The sequence below is a fragment of the Paraburkholderia ferrariae NBRC 106233 genome (assembly GCF_000685035.1).
In the GTDB taxonomy this organism is placed as follows: domain Bacteria; phylum Pseudomonadota; class Gammaproteobacteria; order Burkholderiales; family Burkholderiaceae; genus Paraburkholderia; species Paraburkholderia ferrariae.
Genome location: NZ_BAYB01000009.1, coordinates 43,261 through 63,861, shown reverse-complemented (window position 1 = coordinate 63,861; position 20,601 = coordinate 43,261). Strand labels below are relative to the sequence as shown.

Genomic DNA, 20,601 nt, shown 5'->3' with positions numbered 1-20,601 from the left:
ATGGATATGTCACTCGGGGCGCGACTCGCCCGCCATCCGGTCATCGCGACGCTCTACGGCGTAGAGCAGTTCGACGATTTCGTGACGAGCGCGGCGGAGGTGGCCATCGTCGCGAACGTCGATCTGCGCAAGCTGCACCGGGTGGTCGCGGCGCTCGCGAAGGCGGCCAAATACGTGATCGTCAATATCGACAGTTGCGACGGCCTTTCGCAGGACAAGGGCGGCGTGGAGTACCTGGCCGATATCGGCGTGACGAGCCTCGTTTCCACCCGGGTGGCCACGATCCAGCGCGGCAACCGTGCGGGCCTCGTCACGATCCAGAAGGTGTTCGTGACGGACCGCTCCACCTGGCCGCGCAGCGTGAAGGCGCTCGAGCAGAGCGATCCGAACATCGTGCAGTTGATGCCGGCTCCCATGCTCGCGCGCCTCTCCCAGCAGGACCGCAGCGCGCTGCCGCCCATCGTGGCCTCGGGGTTCGTCTGCAACGAGGCGGATGCGCTCGAAGCGCTCAAGGGCGGCGCGATTGCCGTTTCGACGAGCGAGAGCGCGATGTGGAACATGAAACTCGAACGTTGAACAGCACGATTTCAGGAGCGACTCATGGCGAAGACCTATTTGCAGGTGATCGCGCATTACCACGTCAAGCCGGGCCATGGCGAGAGTGTCGCGGCCCTGCTGGGAGAACTGGCCGTGGCCACGCGCGGCGAGCCGAAGAATCTCTACTACGACTATTTCCGCTCGCCGGCCATTCCCGACCACTTCGTGATACTCGAGCAGTACAGCGACGCGAGCGGACTTGCCGGGCATCGCGAGACGGCGCATTTCCAGCGCCTTGGCCTCCAATCCATTGTGCCGCTGCTGGAGCGGCGCGAAGTGACGAGCCATATGGTCAACGAGGCGTGAGAGGGTGCCGGGATAGAGGGCATTTCTTTGCGGGGTCGTTGCGGGCGCATTGACATGACAACCCATTAAAGACTGAACCCTCCCTACGGGTAGGCTGTGATAAATCCAATAGAAAATGTTTCGACTGGCAACCGAAAGAGGGAATTAAATCCCCTTAAAAAATGACACAGCGAAAGCTGACGGAATTGCCGCGTTTGATTGCGCAGACGTTTCTTTTCATTCGCGGAAATCGATTGACCGGGTCGGGGTTGAACGGCACACTTGCCGGGCCTGGGTAGGGGCTGACCAAGCCTGTGGCCAGGTAAATGTAGAGCCCTCTTTCAGGACACCTTCAGGGGTGTCCTTTTTTTTTGTGCAATCAAGAATGAATGCGCATTCAATGCGCCGGGCGGCCACGCATCATTTTTCTATCGCTTCGAACGACTCCGACTGACCGGCTCCATTCTGCTGCATTTCCCGCCGGTACTCGGAAGGCGTTTTGAGGAATCGCCGCCGGAATGCAGTGGCGAAATTCGCCGCGCTCGAAAAACCGGTTTCGTCGGCAATAGCGGCAATGCTGAGCGACGTATAAGTGAGCAGGTATTGCGATTGATCAAGCCGCTTCTCGCGCAGGTGCTCGAACACGCTCTGGCCCAGATGTTCACGAAAAGCGCGCGACAGCCGCTTCTCGTGCGTCCCGAGACGCCGGGCCAGGTTGTCGAGCGAAGGCGGATCGCTCAGATTGGCCGCCAGATACTGAAGCGCCGCGCGCACGAGCGAGGCGTCCGCCGAATGGCCGAGATCCGGCAATGCGTGGGCATCGGCATGGGCGGAACGTCTCAGGTGCACGCGGATACGCGCGATCATCTCCGCGGGCTCGTAGGGCTTGGTCACGAAGTCCACCGCGCCGCTGTCGAATCCGTCCAGACGTGTGGCGAGATCGTCGGCGCCCGTCAGCAGGATCACGGGAATGCCCCGCGTGGCCGGGGTGGCCGCGAGCAGACGGCAGGCGGAGAGCCCGTCCATGCGCGGCATCTTCACGTCCATCACGATCAGATCCGGCTTTTGGGCCTGCGCGCGGTGGTAGGCCTGTTCGCCGTCGAACACGATGCTGATGCGGCAGCGCGTATTGCGCAGCGCGGCGATGAGCAGGTACAGGTCGTCGGGTTGGCTATCGACCAGGAGTATGTGCTTGTCCTCGAACATGGTGCAATGCTGTCAATCTCGGTGGGCTGAACGATGTGGCATGCCCCTCGACTCCTGGCCCGAAAGCCGGTCGCTGTTGGCGCTGTTGGCATTGGAAGCTCATGACGGTCTTTGTCGGTATGAATTGCTCGCGTGGACGCGTCACGCGGTGGCGGCGGCCGTCGTTGTGCGTCGCGCCGAATGCCGCAAGATGATTCGATAAAATGCGTGGCGCCGTCTGTTGCCGGCACCACAGTACGGCGTTGCCGGCGCGCTTCTTTCGGTGTCGTGCCGAAACGCGCGACAGGCGCTTCTGAAACTTCGCCCGGTTCGAAAAGCCGGAATTTTTCCCGATCGCGGTTGCTGGGTGTATCGCCGGTAATGGGGAAATGAAAATGTCTGCGTGCGCTGCTAAGCGCATTTCGTCATGCACTCGGCACGGGTTTTGTGCCGAAGGGAGCAAAGAGAAAATCACGGTTGATGGCGGCAATGCCAGTCGTTTCCGCTGGGTACGTCAAAATCGCGCTACACGATTATGCATCAAACTGCATTGCAGCATCAAACGATCTCGAAGTGGACGGCAGGGAATAAAGCGAGTCGAGAAGAATGGCGGGTAGCCAGTTTCCATCCTTACCGGGTAGATATTTCAATATTGTAAATTTTTGGAGTTGTCCGAAGTTACCGGATTATTTCCGCGCGTAAAACGTTTGCATCCGGGAATAGTGAGTGCCGATAGGGTATTCAGTGTTCAGGTTCAGGGGGCGGCAGTCAATTAACGGCGCAAAGTACTTCAAGCACTATCACGGGGCTCGCCTGCATACGCCGTCACATACAAAAAGACCTTGAGGCCGAATGCCGGCGGTGCTTTGCGGGTGTCGGACGAGGTGGATTGATGTGTCGCTCGTAACGGTGGGGCGCAACGCGGTTTCAGGATTTACCCTGGGTACGTCAATGGAATGATTCCCTGAAATGACGTGTGACGCTTTGTCTCATTTCCGATTCGGGTTTGTATTGCCGAGTTCTCGCTGATGAATCAGGTTGTTATACTACCGCCTGCATTCGTCAGGGCGACGATATCCGGTTGCCAGGGGCGATTCGAATGCACACATAAATCGACGATTTCAAAAAATAGCGAATGATCGTTCGCTTTCGCTATTTTCCGAGCCGATCCGGGATTACTCGGGGGTGAAAATTGTCAAGAATTGACAGATTGCAGGTGGCGAATCCCTGGAGTAAACATTTTTTCCGCTAGAAGAAAATATTCTCCGTGAGCGGTATGTAAGTCTTGCGGGTAAATCGGAACTTCACCAGACAGGCGCTCGCAACGGGGAAGCGCTTTCCGGGCCGCAGAGCCGGGTGGGCGGTTCCGCACGTGGACGGAGAGGCGTCAGCCTGGCCGCCCCAATTGAAAAGAGCTAGAGAGACCATGCGAACGAAGATTTTGTCGATTTTCGGCACGCGGCCAGAAGCCATCAAAATGGCGCCGCTAGTCATGCAGCTGCAGGCCAGTGCCCACGTCGAGTCCGTAGTGTGCGTAACGGGGCAGCATCAGGAGATGCTCAAGCAGGTGCTCGACCTGTTCGAGATCGCACCGGACGTCAACCTCGCCCTGATGACGGGCAACCAGACGCTCAACGGCCTGGCCGCGAAGCTCATCGCGGCGCTCGACGACGTGCTCGCCACCGTGCGGCCCGACCGTGTGCTGGTGCACGGCGACACGACCACGGCGTTCGCCGCGGCCATCGCGTCGTTTCACCGCGGCATTCCGGTGGGGCACGTGGAGGCGGGGCTGCGCACCGGCAACCTGCAACAGCCGTGGCCCGAAGAGATGAACCGCCGCGCCGTGGATGTGGTGAGCGACCTTCTGTTCGCGCCCACCGCGAGCTCGAAGGCAAACCTCGAACGCGAGTCGCTGCAAGGCCGCATTGTCGTGACCGGCAACACGGTGATCGACGCGCTGAACCTCACCACGGCACGCATCGACAACACGCCGGCCCTGCGCGCCGAACTCGACGCGCGCCTGCCGTTTCTCGACAACGCGCTGCCGCTGCTGCTCGTCACGGGGCATCGGCGCGAGAGCTTCGGCGCGGGCTTCGCGAACATCTGTGGCGCGCTCGCCGATCTTGCGAGTACCAACGCCGTGCAGATCGTCTACCCGGTGCATCTGAACCCGAATGTGCGCGGCCCGGTGCAGGAAACCCTGAGCGGGGCGCGCAACGTCCACCTCGTCGAGCCGATGGACTACCTCGGTTTCGTGCGGCTGATGCAGCGGGCGTCGATCATTCTCACCGATTCGGGCGGCGTGCAGGAGGAGGCGCCCGCGCTCGGCAAGCCCGTGCTCGTGATGCGCGACGTGACCGAACGCCCGGAAGCGGTAGTGGCCGGCACGGTGCGCCTCGTCGGCACGGAACGCGCATCGATCGTGAGCGCGGTGACGGGCTTGCTGGGCGACGCGGGGGCCCGCGCCGAGTTCGCCCGCCGCATCAATCCCTACGGTGACGGCTACGCGTCGCAGCGCATCGTCGCGGCGCTTACCGGACGCGCATTCGAACCCTTCCACGCAGGCGAGACCGGTGTGGCGCCTGCTGCCGCCCGCGCATCGCTTGCCGCTGCCGTTTATTAGTACGGTCGGCAGCGCAGCAGGTATCGCACGCCGATACCCATAGAACCGCAAGGAACGAGAGACAGAGCCCGGCGACACGCCAGCCCGGCTTCACCCGACAAACGATGCGCGCCGGCCTGGCCGTGCCAGGTGCGCACCTGGAGAATAAACACATCATGAATCCCCTCACGCCCTGGCGCGCGATTGTGCGCGCCCGTCTGCCGGTGCTGCCCGCGCTGTTCCTGATTTGCGCGAGTGCTCACGCACAGCAGCCCGTCGATCTCGCCGGCGGTTTCGCCCAGCTCGGCAGCAATCGCCTCGCCACACGTACGGTATCGCTCGCCGAGCTCGGCATTCGCGAACCTATCGTGCTGCATGCGCCGGACGCTCGCCAGGAACTGTATCTGCCGGTGCCCGCCGGCGTGCCGCTCACCGACGCCGCATTGCAGATCGACGGCACCTATCTGCGCGCCAACGGCGGCCGCGTGACCCTGCTGGTGTCGATCGACGGCTCGCCGGTGCTTGCGAACACGCCCACCCAGGATCGCGGCGACGCCTCGGCGGCGGTCGGCGTGGACGGTGCACCGCGCAAGACGGGCTTCGTGCGCGTGGGTCTCGACTGGTCCTCGGTGCTGAGCGACAACCTTTGCGCCGACCAGACGGCGATCGGCAATGTCTGGCGTATCGCGCCCACCTCGCGCCTCACGTATCGTTTCGACCCGAATGCCATCGTCGATCTGCGCGGCGCCTGGAGTGCGTTGCCCGATCATCCCGTGGTGATGCTCGGCTCGCGCACGCTGGGCACGCCCGCATTCGATGCGGCGTGGCGCACCGAGGCGCTGCTGCAGCGCGACGGCCGCGTGCCGGTCACGCACGCGTTGCCGGCGGTGGGCGAGACGGTGGATCTGGGCCAGGTGGACGTGCCCGCGCCGCTGCGCGCCATTCCCGCTTTTGCGGCGCTTGCCGCGGGCGGCTCGCACACACTCGCGAATCCGGCCGAAGTGGGGGCGCTGATTGCGCTCGCGCCGCGCACGGCATTCGCGCCCGATGTGATCGTCGCCGACGACACGCTGCGCGCCGCGCTCAAGACTTCGCTCGATGCGCTGCGCGCCCAGGTGGCGAGCGTCGCGCCGAACGCGGGCGAGGTCTTCGACGCCTGGCGCAACAGCGTGACCGGTCCTCTCGCCGCGCCGCTCGAGCCCGGCGAGGTGCGCCTCGCGCATCCCGGCGGCCAGGCCGTGATCGTGGTGGGCGACACCTCCGGCGTGTCGGTGCTCGCGCGCGCGTGGCGCCCGATTGGCGTGACGAACCGCCTCGTGGTACACGAGATCGACAACGCGCCGAATACCAAAGGCGATGAGATCGCGCTGTCACTGCTGGGCGGCGAGCCGCGCACGCTCGACGTGCAGGGCCGTGCGACGTGGGACGCCAGCTTCGATCTCGGCGCCGCGTCCGGCGACGGCAAGCTGCCGGGCGCCGTGGTGCTGGACGTGGCCGCCGCACCGGCCGCGAACAACGCGGCGCAAAGCGCCTCGATCTACTTCAACGACGTGCTGATCGGCTCGCAACTGCTCAATGCAAATGGCAAGCCGCAGCGCATCACGGCGCGCGTGCCGCGCTATGCGCTGGCGCCCGTCAACCTGCTGCGCGTGGTGTTCGAGCGTCAGCCCGAAGGCGGCTGCCAGTCGCGCGGCCTCGGGCATCCCATTGCGGTGCTGCCGGGCAGCCATCTCACGCTGACCGACGCTAAAGTCGACGACGACTTCACGGGCATGGTGGCGCGCTTCGCCACAAACGCGAACCTGATTGTGCCGGCCGCCTACCTGCAGAACGCCGTCGCGACCCTGCCGCGCGTGGCGCGCCTCGCCAACGCGAGCGGCATCGCGCCGCTGCGCGCCGACCTGAGCGTCGTGCCGGCCGGCACGTCGGCAAGCCCGAAGGGCGCGTTCCTTGCCGTGGACGTGCCGCTCGCGGACGAGAAGAGCGTCGTGCATCTTTCGAAGGACCGGCTCTCGCTCACCGATTCGTCGGGCACGATGCTCGCCGACATCTCGGGGCTGAACCGCACCAGCGTGATCGAAGCGGTCAAGTCGGGCAGCGTGCCGGGCATTGCCTATACCACGGTCGGCGATACGCCGGCGATCCTGCCCGCTACGCTGCAACTCACGCGCGGCGACGTGGCGATCGTCGACGGCAGCGGCGTGCTGCGCCAGTTCGACACGCGTCATCCGGGGCAGGTGGTCGATGCCGACAATACCGAAGAAAGCGACAGTCCGTGGAGCACGCGCAGCTGGGTGTGGTGGGGCATACCGGCGGGTATCGTCTGCTTCCTGGTCGTGCTCGTGCTGGTCGCCAACGCGGTGCGCCGCCGGAACCGGGACCAGCCGTGATCTCCGCTTCGATCAAGTGGTACGTGGGCTACGCCGTAGCCCACTACTACCAGTGGCTCGAATATGCGGCGGCGCCGATCGCAATCGTCATCCTGCTATCGAGCCTCGACGACCTGTTCATCGACATCTGGTACTGGAGCCGCACGCTCTACCGGCGCTTCACGGTGCAGCGCCGCTACCGGCCGCTCACGCGCGCCCAGCTCTACGAGCGCGACGAGCAGCCCATCGCGATCATGGTGCCCGCCTGGCACGAGTACGACGTCGTCGCGGCGATGATCGAGGACATGGTGCGCGTGCTGGACTACCGCAACTACGTGATCTTCGTGGGCACCTATCCGAACGATCCGCAGACGATTGCCGAAGTGGAGCGCATGCGCCGCCGCTACAAGCAGTTGCGCCGCGTGGAGGTGCCCCACGATGGCCCCACCTGCAAGGCCGACTGCCTGAACTGGGTGATTGCCGCAATCTTCAAGCACGAGCACACGGCAGGAATCGAGTTCGCCGGCGTGGTGCTGCACGACAGCGAAGACGTGCTGCATCCGGTCGAACTGCGTTTCTTCAACTATTTGCTGCCGCGCAAGGACATGATCCAGTTGCCGGTGGCGTCGCTCGAGCGCAACTGGTTCGAACTCGTGGCCGGCACCTATATGGACGAGTTCGCGGAATGGCACGCGAAAGACCTCGTGGTGCGCGAGAGCCTCGTGAACGCGGTGCCCTCGGCGGGCGTGGGCACGTGTTTCTCGCGCCGCGCGCTGCTGGCGCTCAGCGCCGAAACCGACAATCAGCCGTTCAACACCGAGAGCCTGACCGAGGACTACGACGTGGGCGCGCGGCTCGGCAAGATGGGCATGCGCTCGATCTTCGCCCGTTTTCCCGTGCAGTTCTCCACGCGCCGCAAGGCCTGGTTCGGTTTCGGCAAGGAGCGCGAGCTGACCGTCACCATGCCGCTGTGCGTGCGCGAGTTTTTCCCGGACACCTTTCGCACCGCTTACCGCCAGCGCGCGCGCTGGACGCTCGGCATCGGCCTGCAGGGCTGGAGGCAGACCGGCTGGACCGGGTCGCTCGCCAACCGCTATCTGTTGCTCCGCGACCGCAAGGGCATCGTCACGGCCTTCGTGGGCATTCTCGCCTACGTACTCGTGATCCAGTTCCTGCTGTTTGCGCTCGCGGGTTTGCTGGGCGCGATGCCGACGCTGATCGCCTCGCCGTTCGCCGATTCGTTCTGGCTGCGTGCCGTGTTGTGGGCCAACGGCTGCGCGTTCCTGCTGCGGATCGTGCAGCGCGTGTACTTCGTCACCCGTCTGTACGGGTGGGAGCATGGCGTGCTTTCGGTGCCGCGCATGGTCGTGGGGAACTTCATCAATTTCATGGCCGTGGCGCGCGCCTGGAAGATGTTTCTCATGCACGTGGTCACGGGCAAGCGCCTTGCCTGGGACAAGACCATGCACGACTTCCCCTCGGCGGACGGGCTCAAGGACCGGCGCCAGCGTCTGGGCGAGTTGCTGCTGTCCTGGCAGGCCATCGACGCGGGCAAGCTCGAAGCGGCACTCGGAGAAAGTCAGGATGGCGAAATTCCGCTGGGCCACGTGCTGATGGCCAAGGGCTGGCTCGACGAGGAGACGCTGGCCGAAGCGCTCGCCTTCCAGGCCGATCTGCCACGCGGCAGCCTGCACGCGCAGAGGCTGCGCGCGGATGCGGCGCTGCTGCCGCTCGACGCCATCGTGCGCCACCGCGTGCTGCCGCAGGCCGATCCCGAACACGGGCGCACCGTGCTGCTCACCGCGAGCCTGCTTGCCGCACCGGCACTCGCGGAGTTGAGCGCGCTCATCGCGGGGCCGGTGGTGCAGGAGATCGTGCGCGAAGGCGAGATCGTCACGGGCTTGCGCGTGCTGCGCGGCGTGGAAGTCGCGCTGGCCGGGAACGGGGAGGCGGGGCATGGGGCCGGCGCGGAGCACGCGCGCAGCGTGCCGCTCATCGGCGATCTGCTGATCGAGCAGGGCTTCGTGCGCCGCGAGGCTTTCGAAGCGGCCCTGCAGCAATACCGTCCCGACCGGGACGGCCGCATCGGCGACTTCATGGTGGCGCGCGAGGTGATCTCGCGCGCGGCGTTAGAGACCGTTATTGAGCAACAGCAGCGCCTGCGCGGCGAGTTGCCAGCCTCACGATGACCTATTTCTCCTCCACGCGCGCCGCGGGCCGCTCGCTTCGAACCTCGCTAAAAGCCTCGTGCGCGGCAACGCTTCTTGTGTTCGCGCTCGGCGCCCCCGGCGCTGCCCGCGCCCAGGCGTTACCCGCCGTCACCCCTGGCACGCCAGGCTCCCCCACCATGACCCGCATCGACCTCCCTCTCAGCGGCGCGGCCTACCGCGTTGCGCAGCAAGCCTACGCGGACTATGGCCGCGGCGATTACGAAGCCGCCGCTGCACAGGCGCGCGAAGCGATCCGGCAGCGCCCCGACGTGGTCTCGCTGCGCCTTCTGCTCGCCAATTCGCTCGCGGCCGAGCGGCGCCTCGGTCCCGCAAGCCAGGCGCTTTCGGAGGCCATTGCGCAGCTCGGCCCCGAGCCCTCGCTCGTGACGCGCCGCCGCCAGATCGACACGCTGCGCGCGGCGCTTCGCAAGGTGCAGGCGGAACGCGCCCGCCCGGCCGACCCGGATACGTTGACGGGGGACGCGCTCACGCTCGGCAAAGAGGCGTACGCGGCCTACGCGAGCAAGGACTTCAAGGCGAGCGCGGACTACGCGCGCCAGACCATCGCGCTGCGTCCGGACCTGCTGCGCCTGCGGCTCCTCTACATCGACGCGGCGAGCGCGGCCGGGCTGGACGAGGACGCCTGGCAGGCCGATCTCGACGCGGTGAAGCGTTTCGGCGACAACGACGACCTGCGCCTGCGCCGCACCTTCATCGGCAACCGGCTGGCGCCGAAGTCGTCTGCCGCGTCGTTTGCCGCCTTCCGGCGCGGCGATCTGGATACGGCTGTGGCGCTCGCGCAGCAGACCGTGCAGTACGCGCCGGATCAGGTGGACTATCGCATCCAGTTGATCTCCACGCTCTTCGCCACCGGCGATCTGGGCGCGGTGGAAGCGGCGGCGGGCGCGGCGATTGCGAACGACGACACCGAAATCATGCCGCTCGTCCTGCGCGGCTACGTGCTCGCGGCGCAAGGGAAGCGGGACGCAGCAGACGCGGACTTCGCACGCGCGCTCAAGGCGAAAGACGCGACCGAGCGCAATCAGCGCGTGGCGCGCGTGATCATCGCCGATGTCTGGATCGCAGACGGCGAGGCGCAACGCGCGCTCGACATGCTCGCGCCGCTGCGCATGCGCGGCGACGACACCGATCCGCCCATCGCGCAGCGCCGCTACACGGCGCACCAGCAGCTTGCGCAGGCCGCGCAGGGTAAGCGCGCTGCCGCCCCCACGGCGCTCGACCCCGCGAACCGCCCGATCTTCGACTGCACCAGCGATCAGTTCGGCGCGACCTGCTACGTCTATGCGGCGGACGCCGGCTTCGCCGCCGCGCGTGAGTACGCGAGCGCGGCCGAAAAGTCCGATGACGACGACAAGACCGTCAAGGCACTCGCCGCCGAAAAGACCGGCAAGGGCAGCAAGACCGTTGCGGCCGCAAACAACCAGAACGCCCAAAACGCCGCGAAGGCCGACGAAGCGAAGAAAGCCGCCAAGGCCGACAATGCCGCAGCCGTCGCGGCTGCCCGCAAGGCCGTCGAAGCGGCGCCGCAGATGGCGCAGCACCGCGTCGAACTGATCGACGCGCTCACCAATGCCGGCGACGAGCGCGGCGCCACGCGCGAGGCGCGCAAGGCGATCGACGACGGCCTGCTTCCGGCCATGCCGCCGTTGACGGCTGCCTACGTGGCCCAGCACGCCGGAGAGAGCCGGCTGGCGTCCGACTACTTCAAGGCAGCCGATCAGTCCCGCAAGCTCTCGCCTAACGCAACGGCCGACGCCGCCTTCGCCGCCGAGCAGGCGCATCGCAATGCCGAGGCGGCCGCGTATTTCGAGCGCGCCATCGACGCCGCCACCGGCCCCGCGGGCGACGACCCGGTGCCCACGGCGCAGCAGGTCTACGACATGCGCAACGCCCACGCCGACGTCACGCGCAACTGGGGCTTCGACGCCTCGCTCAACTATCGCGGCGCGGGCCTGCAACCGGGCTTCGCCACGGTGCCCACGCCCGGCATCTCGAACAACTGGCAGGCCGGCGTGGAAGCGTACTGGCGGCCTTTCGGCAGCCTCGGCGACCGCATGTTCGAAGTCTATGCGCGCGGCTACGAAAACTTCGGCGTGCAGGGCGGTGGCCCGACCGGGGCCAGCACGCTCCAGCTTTCGCTGGGCGCGCGCGTCAAGCCGTTCTCGCAGATCGATGCGATCTTCGCCTTCGAACGCATCATTCCCATCGGCGCCTCGGCCAATCCCGACTGGCTCGCGCGTCTCGCGTACTCGGGCGGCTTCGGCACCGGGCGGCGCATCGACGTGCCGTCGTGGTGGACCACGCAGATCTACGCCGAAACCGGACGCTACCTCAATAGCGGCGAGACCTACGGCACGACCTGGATCGAAGCGGGCCGGACCTACCGCATGGATCGCATCAGCCCGCGCTGGACGGTGTTTCCGTATCTGGTGGCCGGCGCCGATTACGACTCGAGCATCGACCACAGCATCCCGACCGGAGCGGGCGTGGGCATCTCCACCCGCTACTGGTTCCGCGACAGCAAGTACGACGCGCCGCGCTCGTATGTCGATGTCTCCGTGCAGTACCGCTGGCGTCTCGCGGGGGACTCGCGCGCGCGCGGCGTTTTCTTCGGCACGGTGTTTTCGTATTGATTCTGGAGCAACGAAATGAAGAACCGATCTTTGCGCACAACCTTGGCCTCGGTGATGGCAGGCGTGGCGCTCGCGGGTGTTGGGCCGGCCGCCATGGCGCAGGCGGCCGCGGACGTCGCGAGCCTCTACGGTCCGCAACCGCCCGCCGACGCGGCTTACCTGCGCGTGCTCAACGCTTCCACGCAGCCGGTCAAGGTGGTCTACACCGGCGGTGGCCCTGTGCAAACGCTCGCGCCGCGCGCGGTCACGCGCTATGCGGTGCTGCGTCCTGGCGAACCGCTCTCGGTGAACCTCGACGGCCATTCTCTGCCGCGCAGCGATAGCGGCAGCGCGAAGGCCGTAGCGGGCGATTACGTCACCGTGGCCGTGCTGCATGACGCCCACGGCTGGCATGCCAGCGCCATCGCGGCGCGCGGGGACCGCATCGACGGCCTGAAGGCCACGCTGCACGCCTATAACTTCGCCGCGAACTGCGGCGCGAACATCGGCATTGCGGGGGCGGGGACCACCGTGTTCGGCAATCTCGCCGAAGGCAACACGGCAGCCCGCGCAATCAACCCGGTGACGGCCAGCCTGGTCGGCCAGTGCGGCAGCGCGACCTCGGCCGCCGTGGCGCTCCCGCAGCTTGCCGCGGGAGAGGGCTACAGCCTGTTCGTGCTCGGGGATGCGGCGAACCCCATGCTCGCCGGCGCGCGCGACGCGCTGGCCTGGCCGCCCGGCGCGCGCCAGGCGAATCCGTAGAAGGCATCGGCGTGCAGCAAGACGCAGGCGCGACGAGACCATGCGCCCCGCGGGCCAGTTCGAACGACAACCACGATAAAGAAAAAAGGTATCAGTCCATGACCGATTTCAACCGCACGCCCGGCACTCCCTCGGGCAAAAGCCACGCGCCGATCCACGCGATCGATCTGCGGCGCCGGCGCATGCTGGCCGCGCTCGGTGCGATTCCGCTTGCCGCGGGGTTCGGCACGTTGCTTGCGCTGCCGCGCAGCGCGCGCGCCGCGACGGGCGGGACCGTCATCGAGGGGCGCGACGGCTGGCTTTACCCCGGCTGGGAAAGCCTCACGGACGACGCCACCGACGCGTGCCTGAAGAACGTCGATCTCATCCACAGCGCCGCGCAGAAGCTTGCCGCGCGCAAGATCCTTTGCGTGGTCGCCATTGCGCCGCTCAAGGCGCGGGCGTGCGCCGCGAACCTGCCTGCCGGCGTGACGCTCCCGGCGCCCATGCAAAAGCGCTTCGCGGCCATGCACGCGCACGGCAACGCGATTGGTCTGCCCATCGTCGATTCGGAGGCGGCTTTCGCCACGCTCGCGCCGGACGTGGACAGCTTCGTGCGCGCCGATTACCACTGGAGCGGCCATGGCGCCGAAGCCGTGGCCGCGCGCGCGGCCACGCGGATTGCCGAGGCGGGGCCGCTGCCCGGCACGGCAGGCACGGGCGCGAAGCTGGGTGCGTGGACGGAAGAGGTCCACTATGGCGATCTGGCCGAACTGCTTGCTCCGCAGCAGAAGAAGGAGATCGGCAAGGACCACTTCATCGTGCGGATGGTGGCGCAACAGAGCGCGCTGCTCGACAACGCACCGGACGTGGTGCAGGTGGTGGGCAACAGCATGGTGCAGCCGTATCTGGGCTTCACGCAGAAGCTCTCGAATGCGCTCGACCGGCCCGTGGGTCTCACCTGGACCTTCGGCGACACGGGGCCGTGGAAGACGCTGCTCAACTACCTCGAAGGGCCGGCCTTCAAGTCCAATCCGCCTTACGCCATTGTCTGGCAGTTCAACGAAGGCCAGATGATGAACGGACCCGCGGCGGCCGGGCAGTGGGATGCGTCTTCGGTCATGGCCGAAGACGCCTGGCTCGCGCGCGTGGAAAAGGCTGTGGGATCGGCGGGCGCATGAGCGCGCAGGAGACCGGCGAGGCTGCCGGATCGCAGGTCGCCCCGCCAAAGCCGGAGGCCGCCCATGGCGCGAAGCGGGCAGCGGCCGGGGCGCCAGCGGGTCCGCCCGCGAACCACGCGCCGGCGGCCTGGCTCGTGGCGGGGCTGCTCGCGCTCGGTTTCGCGGGCGCGCTGGTCGCTCTCGTGGCCGCGCGCAACGATGGCGCGACGTTCGATCTGCAAGGCTGGCGTGACGGCACGCTGGGCCGCCAGATCGACCGTGCGATCGACGTGCCTTACGCGCGCGGTCTGCATGGCTGGGAGGCCGCCGTGCGTTACCGCCTGTTCGGCGATCTGGGTCCGCAGGTCAGCGAAGGATGCCCCGGCTGGCTGTTCTACCGGGATGGCCTGAAGCCCGTTGGCGACGATGGCGGCAAGAGCGCGACCGATGCCTTGATCGATGCGCGCATCGCGACGCTCAACACCTACGCGAGCGCGCTGCGTGCCTCGGGTATCGCACTCGTGGTGGCCACGGTGCCGGACAAGGCGCGCGTGGAGAACGATGCGCTATGCGGCCTCGAACAGGCCCCCGTCATGACGCGACGCCTCGCGCGCTGGCAGCATGCGCTCCAGGAAGCGGGCGTTGCCCATGTCGATCTGCTGCCTGCTTTGCAGCAGGCGCGGCCATCGTTCTATCGCACCGACGTGCATTGGAACGCGCGCGGCGCCGAAGCGGCGGCTCAGGTCGTGGCGAACGCCGTGCTGCCGTTTCTCGGCACGCGCGGCGATACGCGCTTCGTGCATGCGCAGGCGCCGGTTGCGCCGCGCGTGGGCGATCTGCTTCAGCTCGCAGGTCTCGCCGATGTGCCGGATGGCTGGCGCCCCGCGCCCGACGTCGAGGCCGGGGAAACGCTGACGCCCGTGCGCGCGGGCGGCCTCCTCGACGCGGGCCCGAGCGCAGAAGTCATGCTGGCCGGCAGCTCGTTCTCGCGCCGCAGCGCGTTTGCCGACCGTCTGGGCGAGCGCCTCGGGCGCGAGGTCTGGAACGTGAGCCTCGACGACGGCCAGTTCGACCGCGCCCTGCAGGCCATGTGGACGAAGCGTGCCTCGTGGCCCGCGAGCGTGCGCGTGGTGATCTGGGAAATGTCGGAGGACGCGCTTTCTTTGCCCGTTGCCGCCGGGCAGCCCAGGGTTGCGCCACAGGCAGGCGCGAATCTTCCCGTTGCCGGTGCTGCGCACGAAATGCCCGCCGCCCGCCAGGACTGACGTCGATGCTATTCAACTCGTTCATTTTCCTCACACTGTTTCTGCCGCTCGCGCTGGCGGGTTACTACCTGCTCGGCGCGCGTCTGCCGCGCGCGGCGGCGGCATGGCTGTGTGGCGCGTCGGTCGTGTTCTACGGCTGGTGGAATCCCGCTTTCGTAGCATTACTGACGATCTCGATTGCCTTCAACTACGCGATGAGTTGCGCCATCGTCGCCGCGCCGGCGCAGTCGCGGTGCCGCCGCTGGCTGCTCGGGCTTGCGATTGCGGCCGATCTCGCCGTGCTCGTGCGCTACAAATATCTGGCAACGCTGCTCACCGCGCTCGTGCACGCAAGCGGTGTGGCGCCGGCCGGCTGGCTCGCGCAGGGCATGCACGAAGTGATCCTGCCGCTGGGCGTGTCGTTCTTCACCTTCACGCAGATCGGCTATCTGCTCGACTGCAACGCAGGCATCGTGAAGGAGCGCGACGTGCTGGGCTACGTGCAGTTCGTCACCTTCTTTCCGCATCTGATCGCGGGTCCGATCCTGCATCACAAGGAGATGATGACGCAGTTCGCGCAGCCGGGCACCTACCGGCTGCGCGCCGAGAATCTCTCGATTGGCGCCTTTGTGTTCACGATCGGGCTCGCGAAAAAGGTGCTGCTTGCCGATACGATTGCGCCGTATGCCGATGCGGGCTTTGCCGCGCCGCACGATTTGCAGTGGCTGGCCGCGTGGGGCACCTGTCTCGCATACGCGCTGCAACTGTATTTCGACTTTTCCGGCTACTCGGACATGGCCATGGGCCTCGCGAAGATGTTCGGCGTGCGCTTCCCGCTGAACTTCAACTCGCCGTTCAAGGCCGCCAGCATCATCGACTTCTGGCAGCGCTGGCACATGACGCTCACGCGCTATCTGACCGCGTACCTGTATTACCCGCTGGCGATGCGCATCAACCGGCAGCGGGCCCGGCGTGGCCTGCCCATCGGGCGTCTTGCGCAGCGCTCGACAGGCGGCTTCGTCGCCACCGTGGCCACGCCCACGCTCTATACGATGGCGCTGGCCGGCATCTGGCACGGCGCGGGTTTGCAGTATCTGATCTACGGCCTGCTGCATGCCGGCTATCTGACTGTGAATCATGCCTGGCGGCTGCGGCCCGGGGCCGCGGCTGCTGCTGCCGCCACCGGCTGGCGCGCACGCATCCGCCATATCTGCAACGTACTCCTGACTTTTGTGGCAGCACTCGTCGCCTTCGCGTTCTTTCGTGCGCACGGCGTGGGCGATGCGCTGGCGCTTCTCGAAGGCATGGCGGGCCTGCGCGGCATCGAGCCGCTCGGCTGGCCGGCCTGGCATGCCGCGAATCTGGACGCCGGAAGCTGGCTCCATCTGGTGACGGGCCGCTCGATGCTGGCGCTGCGTATTGCCGTGCTCCTCGCGATCGCGTGGTGCCTGCCCAATTCACATCAGTTAATGGGCCGCTTTTCGCCGGCGCTGGAGCGGCCGGCCGAAGGTGGCCCGAAGCTGACGCGCTGGCGCCCGTCGCTCGGCTGGACCGCTGCGATGGTGGGGGTGCTGGCCTTCTGCGTCGCGCAGTTGCACGGCGAAGTGCGCTTTCTCTATTTCCAGTTCTGACACCCGGAACGCTCTTTGTGAGGACGATCACCATGAATCAAAACGAAAAACTGAGTGCCGAAGTGGCGAGTCTCGTGGAATCCGTCGTGGTGCGCCCCGTGAGCCACGACGAAGCGCTGCTGGAAAGCGGCCTGGTCGATTCGGTGCTGGCCGTCGAGATCGTGATGGGCGTGGAAGCGCAGTTCGGCGTGCAGATACCGCCCACCGAGATCGCCGAGCATCTGGCCTCCGTCGATGCGCTGAGCGCGTACGTGGCCGCCCGGCGCGGGCAATGAGATGCGCTTCGACCTGACTGAAAACCGCTTTGTCGATGACGACGTGCGCGCCGACGCATGGGCCGTCATCGGCGCCGATCGCAGCTTGCGTTGGCGCGAACTGGCCGCCGAAGCGCAGGCGTGGGCCGCCGAGGCGCAGGAGTACGGCTTCGGGGCGGACGTGCCCGTGATCGTGCGTGGCCACAAGGAAGCGGCGTTTTTCGTGGCGATGGCGGGGGCGCTGCTGCTGCGCGCGCCGTTCGTGCCCGTCGATACGATCTATCCCGAGGAGCGCATGCAGCGCATTGCCGCGGTGCTTGGCGCGACGACCTGCTTCGACGCGAGCGCGGGCTGCTTCGCCGCACTCGAAAGCGAGGGGCTTGCCGTGGCTGACCCGGCATCGGCACCGCCGCCGTTGCGCGAGTCCGGTCTTGCCTACGTACTTTTCACGTCCGGCACGACGGGCGAACCCAAGGGCGTGCAGATCGGCCGCGAGAGCGTGGCGGCGCTGGCCGCCTGGATGGAAGATTTCGCACTCGGCGAGGCGCCGGTGTTCCTGAGCCAGGCGCCGTTCAGCTTCGATCTTTCGATGTACGAAGTATTCGGCACGCTGGCCATGGGCGGCACCATCGTGCTTGCCTCGCGCTCGCTGACCGCCCAGGGCAACCTCTTTCGCGCCATCCTCGCGCGCAACGGCCTGACCACGTGGGTATCCACGCCGTCTTTCGCCCAGCAGCAATTGCTGAGCGCGCAGTTCTCCGCGGCGGGGTTGCCGTCGCTCAGGACGTTTCTGTTCTGCGGTGAAGTGCTGCCGGTGCCGCTTGCGCGGCAACTGCGGCGACGCTTCCCGAACGCGCGCATCATCAACACCTATGGACCGACCGAAGCGACGGTGGCCACCACCTGGATCGTGGTGGACGACGCGGTGCTCGCGCAGCACGCGCGTCTGCCCATCGGCTACGCGAAGCGCGATGCGGAAGTCTTCGTGGAGAACGGCGAGCTGTGCATTGCGGGCGCGCACGTGATGCGCGGCTACCTGAATCGCGACGACCTGAACGCTTCGCGCATGTTCACGCATAGCGGGCAGCGCGCTTTCCGGACGGGCGATCTCGGTTCGGTGGAAGGCGACGGGCTTCTCTTTTGCCACGGCCGGATCGACGAACAGATCAAGCTGGGCGGTTACCGGATCGAACTGGCGGAGATCGACGCAGCCCTGCGGACGCTGCCCGGCGTGGAGGGCGGGGCGGCGGTGCCGCTGCGTCGTGCGGACGGTTCGGTGGTGCGGATCGTGGCGTATGTCGCGACCGGGGACAGCGCCCGTGACCAGGACGATAACGAACACCTACCCGATGCTTCGCCCAACTGGAAATCGCAATTGGGCCAACACCTGCCGCCCTACATGATTCCATCCGAACTGCTGACCTGCCGCTCCTTGCCGCTCACCGTCAACTCGAAGATCGACCGCGCGCAGCTTGCCAACGACTACCGTGAATTTCATGCCCGTACAGAACGTCGGACCGATGCCTGAGCCAGTCGATCCTCGCAATGCGAAGCGGCCGATCCCGGCTGCGCGCACGCTGCAATCGCCGCGCCGCCGCGCCCTGTTGGCGGCGGGCGTGGGCGCGCTCCTTGCCGGCGCGTGCTCGGCACCCGGCTCGGACAGTCCGCAAAGCCTCGCGCAAGGCATCGTCTGGCAACCCGATGCGGACCATCTGAACCCGCAGGGCGACTGGGACCGCCTTGGCGTGACGGACTTGCTGGTGCAATGGACCGCCGTGGACGGTACGTCGTTCCTGCCGGTCGCCGACACCGCGAGCGGCCTGCAACCGTCCAGCCCGCTGCCGGACTGGACCGGCATTGCGCAGGCGCCGTGGGCGCGCAACGTGATCGTCGGGCTGGCCGGCTATTTCGACGAGACCGCGGCGCGCACGAATCTGGCGCAACTGGCGGAGTGGTCGCTTCAACTGGTCGCGGCGCAGCCGCCGGTGCATGTCGCCGGCTACTACTTTCCCGTCGAAATCGATCCCACGTGGCAGGGTGTCTCGGCGCTTGCACCGCTGCTCGACGAACTGCCGCGACCGCTCTGGGTGAGCGCGTATGACAACTCGAACGTAGGCGGCCCGGCGCTCGCCGCGTTCCTCGATGGCTGCCTGCCGCGCGACGTGGGCGTGTTCTTCCAGGACGGCTGCGGCGCCTCGGCGCGCGCCCCGGACGCGGCGCGCGGTTATGCCGATGCGCTCGCGGCCCGGCTGGGCGGCAACCGCGTGCGGATCATCGCCGAAGCCTTCCGGCCGGCTCAGAGCGGCAGCGGCTTTCGCCCGGCCACGGCGGCCGAGTTGCTGCCGCAATTGCTGGCTTACCGCAACTACAAGACCTGGATTTTCGACGGCCCGCACTATGTGTCGAACCAGCTTGTGCAGGACCTGCTCAATGCCGAGGGGCAGGGGTGAAAGCCGGTTTGCGACTCGGCTTGCGACCCGGCTCGCGGCTGACTAGGCCCAGCGCGCGCCGCCGTGGCGATGCAGCACTTCGCCCGCAGCAATGAAGCCGCCCGTGAGCAACAGGCGTACGGCCTGCGCGACATCCCGGGCTGGCCGATGCGTCCGGTGGACAGGGGCGGCGAGCGTGTCATGCTTGCCGTCGCCGAAAAACGTGTCGAGCAGCGGCGTATCGATGTACCCCAGCGACGTACCCCAGCGACACCGCATTCACGCGGAGGGGCAGGCGAATAGCTTTGCGTTCGCCCTCATTCGAGGGGAAAGCCACCTGCAAAGGACTCCCGAAGGAATTCGGTGAAGCGCGTGACGGCCCGCGGCACATGGGCGCCATAGGGGCGCAGCACGTGCAGTTCCGGGGCAAACGCGCCTACGGGGCGCCAGGCCGGGAGCAACAGAACCAGCTTGCCGGCCTGTAGCGCGGTCTGGGCGCTGAAGTCGGGCAAGAGCGCAATGCCCAGATGCTCCAGTGCGGCGTCGCGCAGCGCCTCGCTGTTGTTGGCCGAGACCGGGCCGTTCACGCTCACGTTCGCGCGGGCGGGGTCCGCGCGGCGCGCTGCTTTTTCGAACGACCAGACCGCCGAGCCCGGCATGCGCGGATAGAACAGACAGTCGTGGGCCGCGAGATCGGCAGGCGCCTGCGGCGTGCCGCGCCGTTTGAGGTAGGCGGGCGTGGCGGCGATCACGGAGCGCGTGTCGCACAGCTTCCACGCCACGTGCGTTTCGGGCACCTGCACGCTATGGCGGATGGCGAGATCAAAACCTTCGCTCGCAATCGAAGTGAGGCGGTCGGACAGATCGAGCTGCACGCGCACCTCCGGATTCGCGCGCGCGAACTGCCCGAGCCGCGGGACGAGCTGCTGGCGCGCGAACGCCACGGGCGCCGTCACCCGCACCGTGCCGCGCACGACCTCGGCCATCTCGCGCACGCTCGCGAAGCTCGCCGCGATGTGCTCGAATTGCGCGCGCGTTTCTTCCACGAGCTGCCGCCCCGCCTCGGTAAAGCGCACGCTGCGCGTGGTGCGCTGCACCAGCGCGACGCCGGCTACCCGTTCCAGTTCGGCAATGCGCTGGCTCATGGCCGCCTTGCTCACGCCGAGGCGCGTGGCCGCGGCGGTGTAGCTGCCTTGCTCCGCGAGCACGTTGAGCCAGTGCAGATGGCTCCAGAGCGCTTCGACTTTCTGCGTATCCATGA

At 66.9% G+C, this 20,601-nt stretch carries 16 protein-coding genes; 13 read left to right on the top strand and 3 right to left on the bottom strand.

Annotation, left to right across the window (positions count from 1 at the left end; all coding sequences use genetic code 11):
* Both BFE01S_RS10850 and BFE01S_RS10845 read left to right on the top strand, forming a co-directional pair.
* Nucleotides 1-576, top strand: a complete 576-nt coding sequence (locus BFE01S_RS10850) for a glycerol-3-phosphate responsive antiterminator (RefSeq protein ID WP_028225504.1) — start codon at nucleotides 1-3, stop codon at nucleotides 574-576.
* Nucleotides 577-600: 24 nt separating this feature from the next.
* Nucleotides 601-903 carry a putative quinol monooxygenase gene (locus tag BFE01S_RS10845; RefSeq protein ID WP_028225503.1) on the top strand — a complete coding sequence of 101 codons (303 nt, stop codon included), beginning with the start codon at nucleotides 601-603 and terminating at the stop codon, nucleotides 901-903.
* Between the two features lie 399 nt (nucleotides 904-1,302).
* On the opposite strand, the gene BFE01S_RS38260 is transcribed toward BFE01S_RS10845, so the two are convergent.
* Nucleotides 1,303-2,088 (bottom strand): response regulator transcription factor, encoded by a 786-nt coding sequence (locus tag BFE01S_RS38260; RefSeq protein ID WP_042337485.1) that lies wholly within the window; start codon nucleotides 2,086-2,088, stop codon nucleotides 1,303-1,305.
* Nucleotides 2,089-3,493: 1,405 nt separating this feature from the next.
* On the opposite strand from BFE01S_RS38260, the gene wecB reads away from it, so the two are divergent.
* From wecB to BFE01S_RS10785, 11 genes are all read left to right on the top strand, one after another.
* Nucleotides 3,494-4,690 carry a non-hydrolyzing UDP-N-acetylglucosamine 2-epimerase gene (gene wecB, locus BFE01S_RS10835; RefSeq protein ID WP_028225502.1) on the top strand — a complete coding sequence of 399 codons (1,197 nt, stop codon included), beginning with the start codon at nucleotides 3,494-3,496 and terminating at the stop codon, nucleotides 4,688-4,690.
* 155 nt (nucleotides 4,691-4,845) lie between these two features.
* Nucleotides 4,846-7,059, top strand: coding sequence for a cellulose biosynthesis cyclic di-GMP-binding regulatory protein BcsB (locus tag BFE01S_RS10830; protein WP_042337542.1), 2,214 nt, complete (start codon nucleotides 4,846-4,848; stop codon nucleotides 7,057-7,059).
* On the top strand, nucleotides 7,056-9,227 hold the full coding sequence (locus BFE01S_RS10825; protein WP_028225500.1) for a glycosyl transferase family protein: 2,172 nt from the start codon (nucleotides 7,056-7,058) through the stop codon (nucleotides 9,225-9,227). Before BFE01S_RS10830 ends, BFE01S_RS10825 begins: the two co-directional genes overlap by 4 nt.
* Before the next feature lie 158 nt (nucleotides 9,228-9,385).
* A complete protein-coding gene (locus BFE01S_RS38255; protein ID WP_052420855.1) occupies nucleotides 9,386-11,902 on the top strand; it encodes a bacteriophage N4 adsorption protein A in 2,517 nt (838 codons plus the stop codon).
* Between the two features lie 15 nt (nucleotides 11,903-11,917).
* Nucleotides 11,918-12,643, top strand: a complete 726-nt coding sequence (locus tag BFE01S_RS41865) for an alginate O-acetyltransferase AlgF (protein WP_084169724.1) — start codon at nucleotides 11,918-11,920, stop codon at nucleotides 12,641-12,643.
* Between the two features lie 98 nt (nucleotides 12,644-12,741).
* Nucleotides 12,742-13,803, top strand: coding sequence for an alginate O-acetyltransferase AlgX-related protein (locus BFE01S_RS10810; RefSeq protein ID WP_052420853.1), 1,062 nt, complete (start codon nucleotides 12,742-12,744; stop codon nucleotides 13,801-13,803).
* Nucleotides 13,800-15,047, top strand: coding sequence for an alginate O-acetyltransferase AlgX-related protein (locus tag BFE01S_RS38245; RefSeq protein WP_084169722.1), 1,248 nt, complete (start codon nucleotides 13,800-13,802; stop codon nucleotides 15,045-15,047). Before BFE01S_RS10810 ends, BFE01S_RS38245 begins: the two co-directional genes overlap by 4 nt.
* A gap of 5 nt (nucleotides 15,048-15,052) precedes the next feature.
* Complete coding sequence (locus BFE01S_RS10800) at nucleotides 15,053-16,657, top strand: MBOAT family O-acyltransferase (RefSeq protein WP_028225498.1); 1,605 nt, start codon at nucleotides 15,053-15,055, stop codon at nucleotides 16,655-16,657.
* Nucleotides 16,658-16,689: 32 nt separating this feature from the next.
* Nucleotides 16,690-16,932 (top strand): acyl carrier protein, encoded by a 243-nt coding sequence (locus BFE01S_RS10795; protein ID WP_028225497.1) that lies wholly within the window; start codon nucleotides 16,690-16,692, stop codon nucleotides 16,930-16,932.
* A 1-nt stretch (nucleotide 16,933) separates the two neighbouring features.
* Nucleotides 16,934-18,439 carry an AMP-binding protein gene (locus BFE01S_RS10790; protein ID WP_028225496.1) on the top strand — a complete coding sequence of 502 codons (1,506 nt, stop codon included), beginning with the start codon at nucleotides 16,934-16,936 and terminating at the stop codon, nucleotides 18,437-18,439.
* Nucleotides 18,408-19,361 (top strand): alpha-amylase family protein, encoded by a 954-nt coding sequence (locus BFE01S_RS10785; protein ID WP_245621081.1) that lies wholly within the window; start codon nucleotides 18,408-18,410, stop codon nucleotides 19,359-19,361. Before BFE01S_RS10790 ends, BFE01S_RS10785 begins: the two co-directional genes overlap by 32 nt.
* Nucleotides 19,362-19,403: 42 nt before the next feature.
* Here the strand turns inward: BFE01S_RS10785 and BFE01S_RS10780 are convergent, their stop codons facing one another.
* Complete coding sequence (locus BFE01S_RS10780; RefSeq protein WP_028225494.1) at nucleotides 19,404-19,619, bottom strand: SDR family oxidoreductase; 216 nt, start codon at nucleotides 19,617-19,619, stop codon at nucleotides 19,404-19,406.
* A gap of 38 nt (nucleotides 19,620-19,657) precedes the next feature.
* Nucleotides 19,658-20,599 (bottom strand): LysR family transcriptional regulator, encoded by a 942-nt coding sequence (locus tag BFE01S_RS10775; RefSeq protein ID WP_028225493.1) that lies wholly within the window; start codon nucleotides 20,597-20,599, stop codon nucleotides 19,658-19,660.
* Nucleotides 20,600-20,601: the final 2 nt, after the last annotated feature.

What these genes read in the sequence shown, in the direction of transcription:
- BFE01S_RS10845 (WP_028225503.1), top strand. Translation starts at nt 601, where the DNA reads ATGGCGAAGACCTATTTGCAGGTGATCGCGCATTACCACGTCAAGCCG.
- wecB (WP_028225502.1), top strand. Translation starts at nt 3,494, where the DNA reads ATGCGAACGAAGATTTTGTCGATTTTCGGCACGCGGCCAGAAGCCATC.
- BFE01S_RS10790 (WP_028225496.1), top strand. Translation starts at nt 16,934, where the DNA reads ATGCGCTTCGACCTGACTGAAAACCGCTTTGTCGATGACGACGTGCGC.
- BFE01S_RS10795 (WP_028225497.1), top strand. Translation starts at nt 16,690, where the DNA reads ATGAATCAAAACGAAAAACTGAGTGCCGAAGTGGCGAGTCTCGTGGAA.
- BFE01S_RS10850 (WP_028225504.1), top strand. Translation starts at nt 1, where the DNA reads ATGGATATGTCACTCGGGGCGCGACTCGCCCGCCATCCGGTCATCGCG.
- BFE01S_RS38255 (WP_052420855.1), top strand. Translation starts at nt 9,386, where the DNA reads ATGACCCGCATCGACCTCCCTCTCAGCGGCGCGGCCTACCGCGTTGCG.
- BFE01S_RS10775 (WP_028225493.1), bottom strand. Translation starts at nt 20,599, where the DNA reads ATGGATACGCAGAAAGTCGAAGCGCTCTGGAGCCATCTGCACTGGCTC.
- BFE01S_RS10800 (WP_028225498.1), top strand. Translation starts at nt 15,053, where the DNA reads ATGCTATTCAACTCGTTCATTTTCCTCACACTGTTTCTGCCGCTCGCG.
- BFE01S_RS10785 (WP_245621081.1), top strand. Translation starts at nt 18,408, where the DNA reads ATGCCCGTACAGAACGTCGGACCGATGCCTGAGCCAGTCGATCCTCGC.
- BFE01S_RS10810 (WP_052420853.1), top strand. Translation starts at nt 12,742, where the DNA reads ATGACCGATTTCAACCGCACGCCCGGCACTCCCTCGGGCAAAAGCCAC.
- BFE01S_RS10830 (WP_042337542.1), top strand. Translation starts at nt 4,846, where the DNA reads ATGAATCCCCTCACGCCCTGGCGCGCGATTGTGCGCGCCCGTCTGCCG.
- BFE01S_RS38260 (WP_042337485.1), bottom strand. Translation starts at nt 2,088, where the DNA reads ATGTTCGAGGACAAGCACATACTCCTGGTCGATAGCCAACCCGACGAC.
- BFE01S_RS38245 (WP_084169722.1), top strand. Translation starts at nt 13,800, where the DNA reads ATGAGCGCGCAGGAGACCGGCGAGGCTGCCGGATCGCAGGTCGCCCCG.
- BFE01S_RS10780 (WP_028225494.1), bottom strand. Translation starts at nt 19,619, where the DNA reads ATGCGGTGTCGCTGGGGTACGTCGCTGGGGTACATCGATACGCCGCTG.
- BFE01S_RS41865 (WP_084169724.1), top strand. Translation starts at nt 11,918, where the DNA reads ATGAAGAACCGATCTTTGCGCACAACCTTGGCCTCGGTGATGGCAGGC.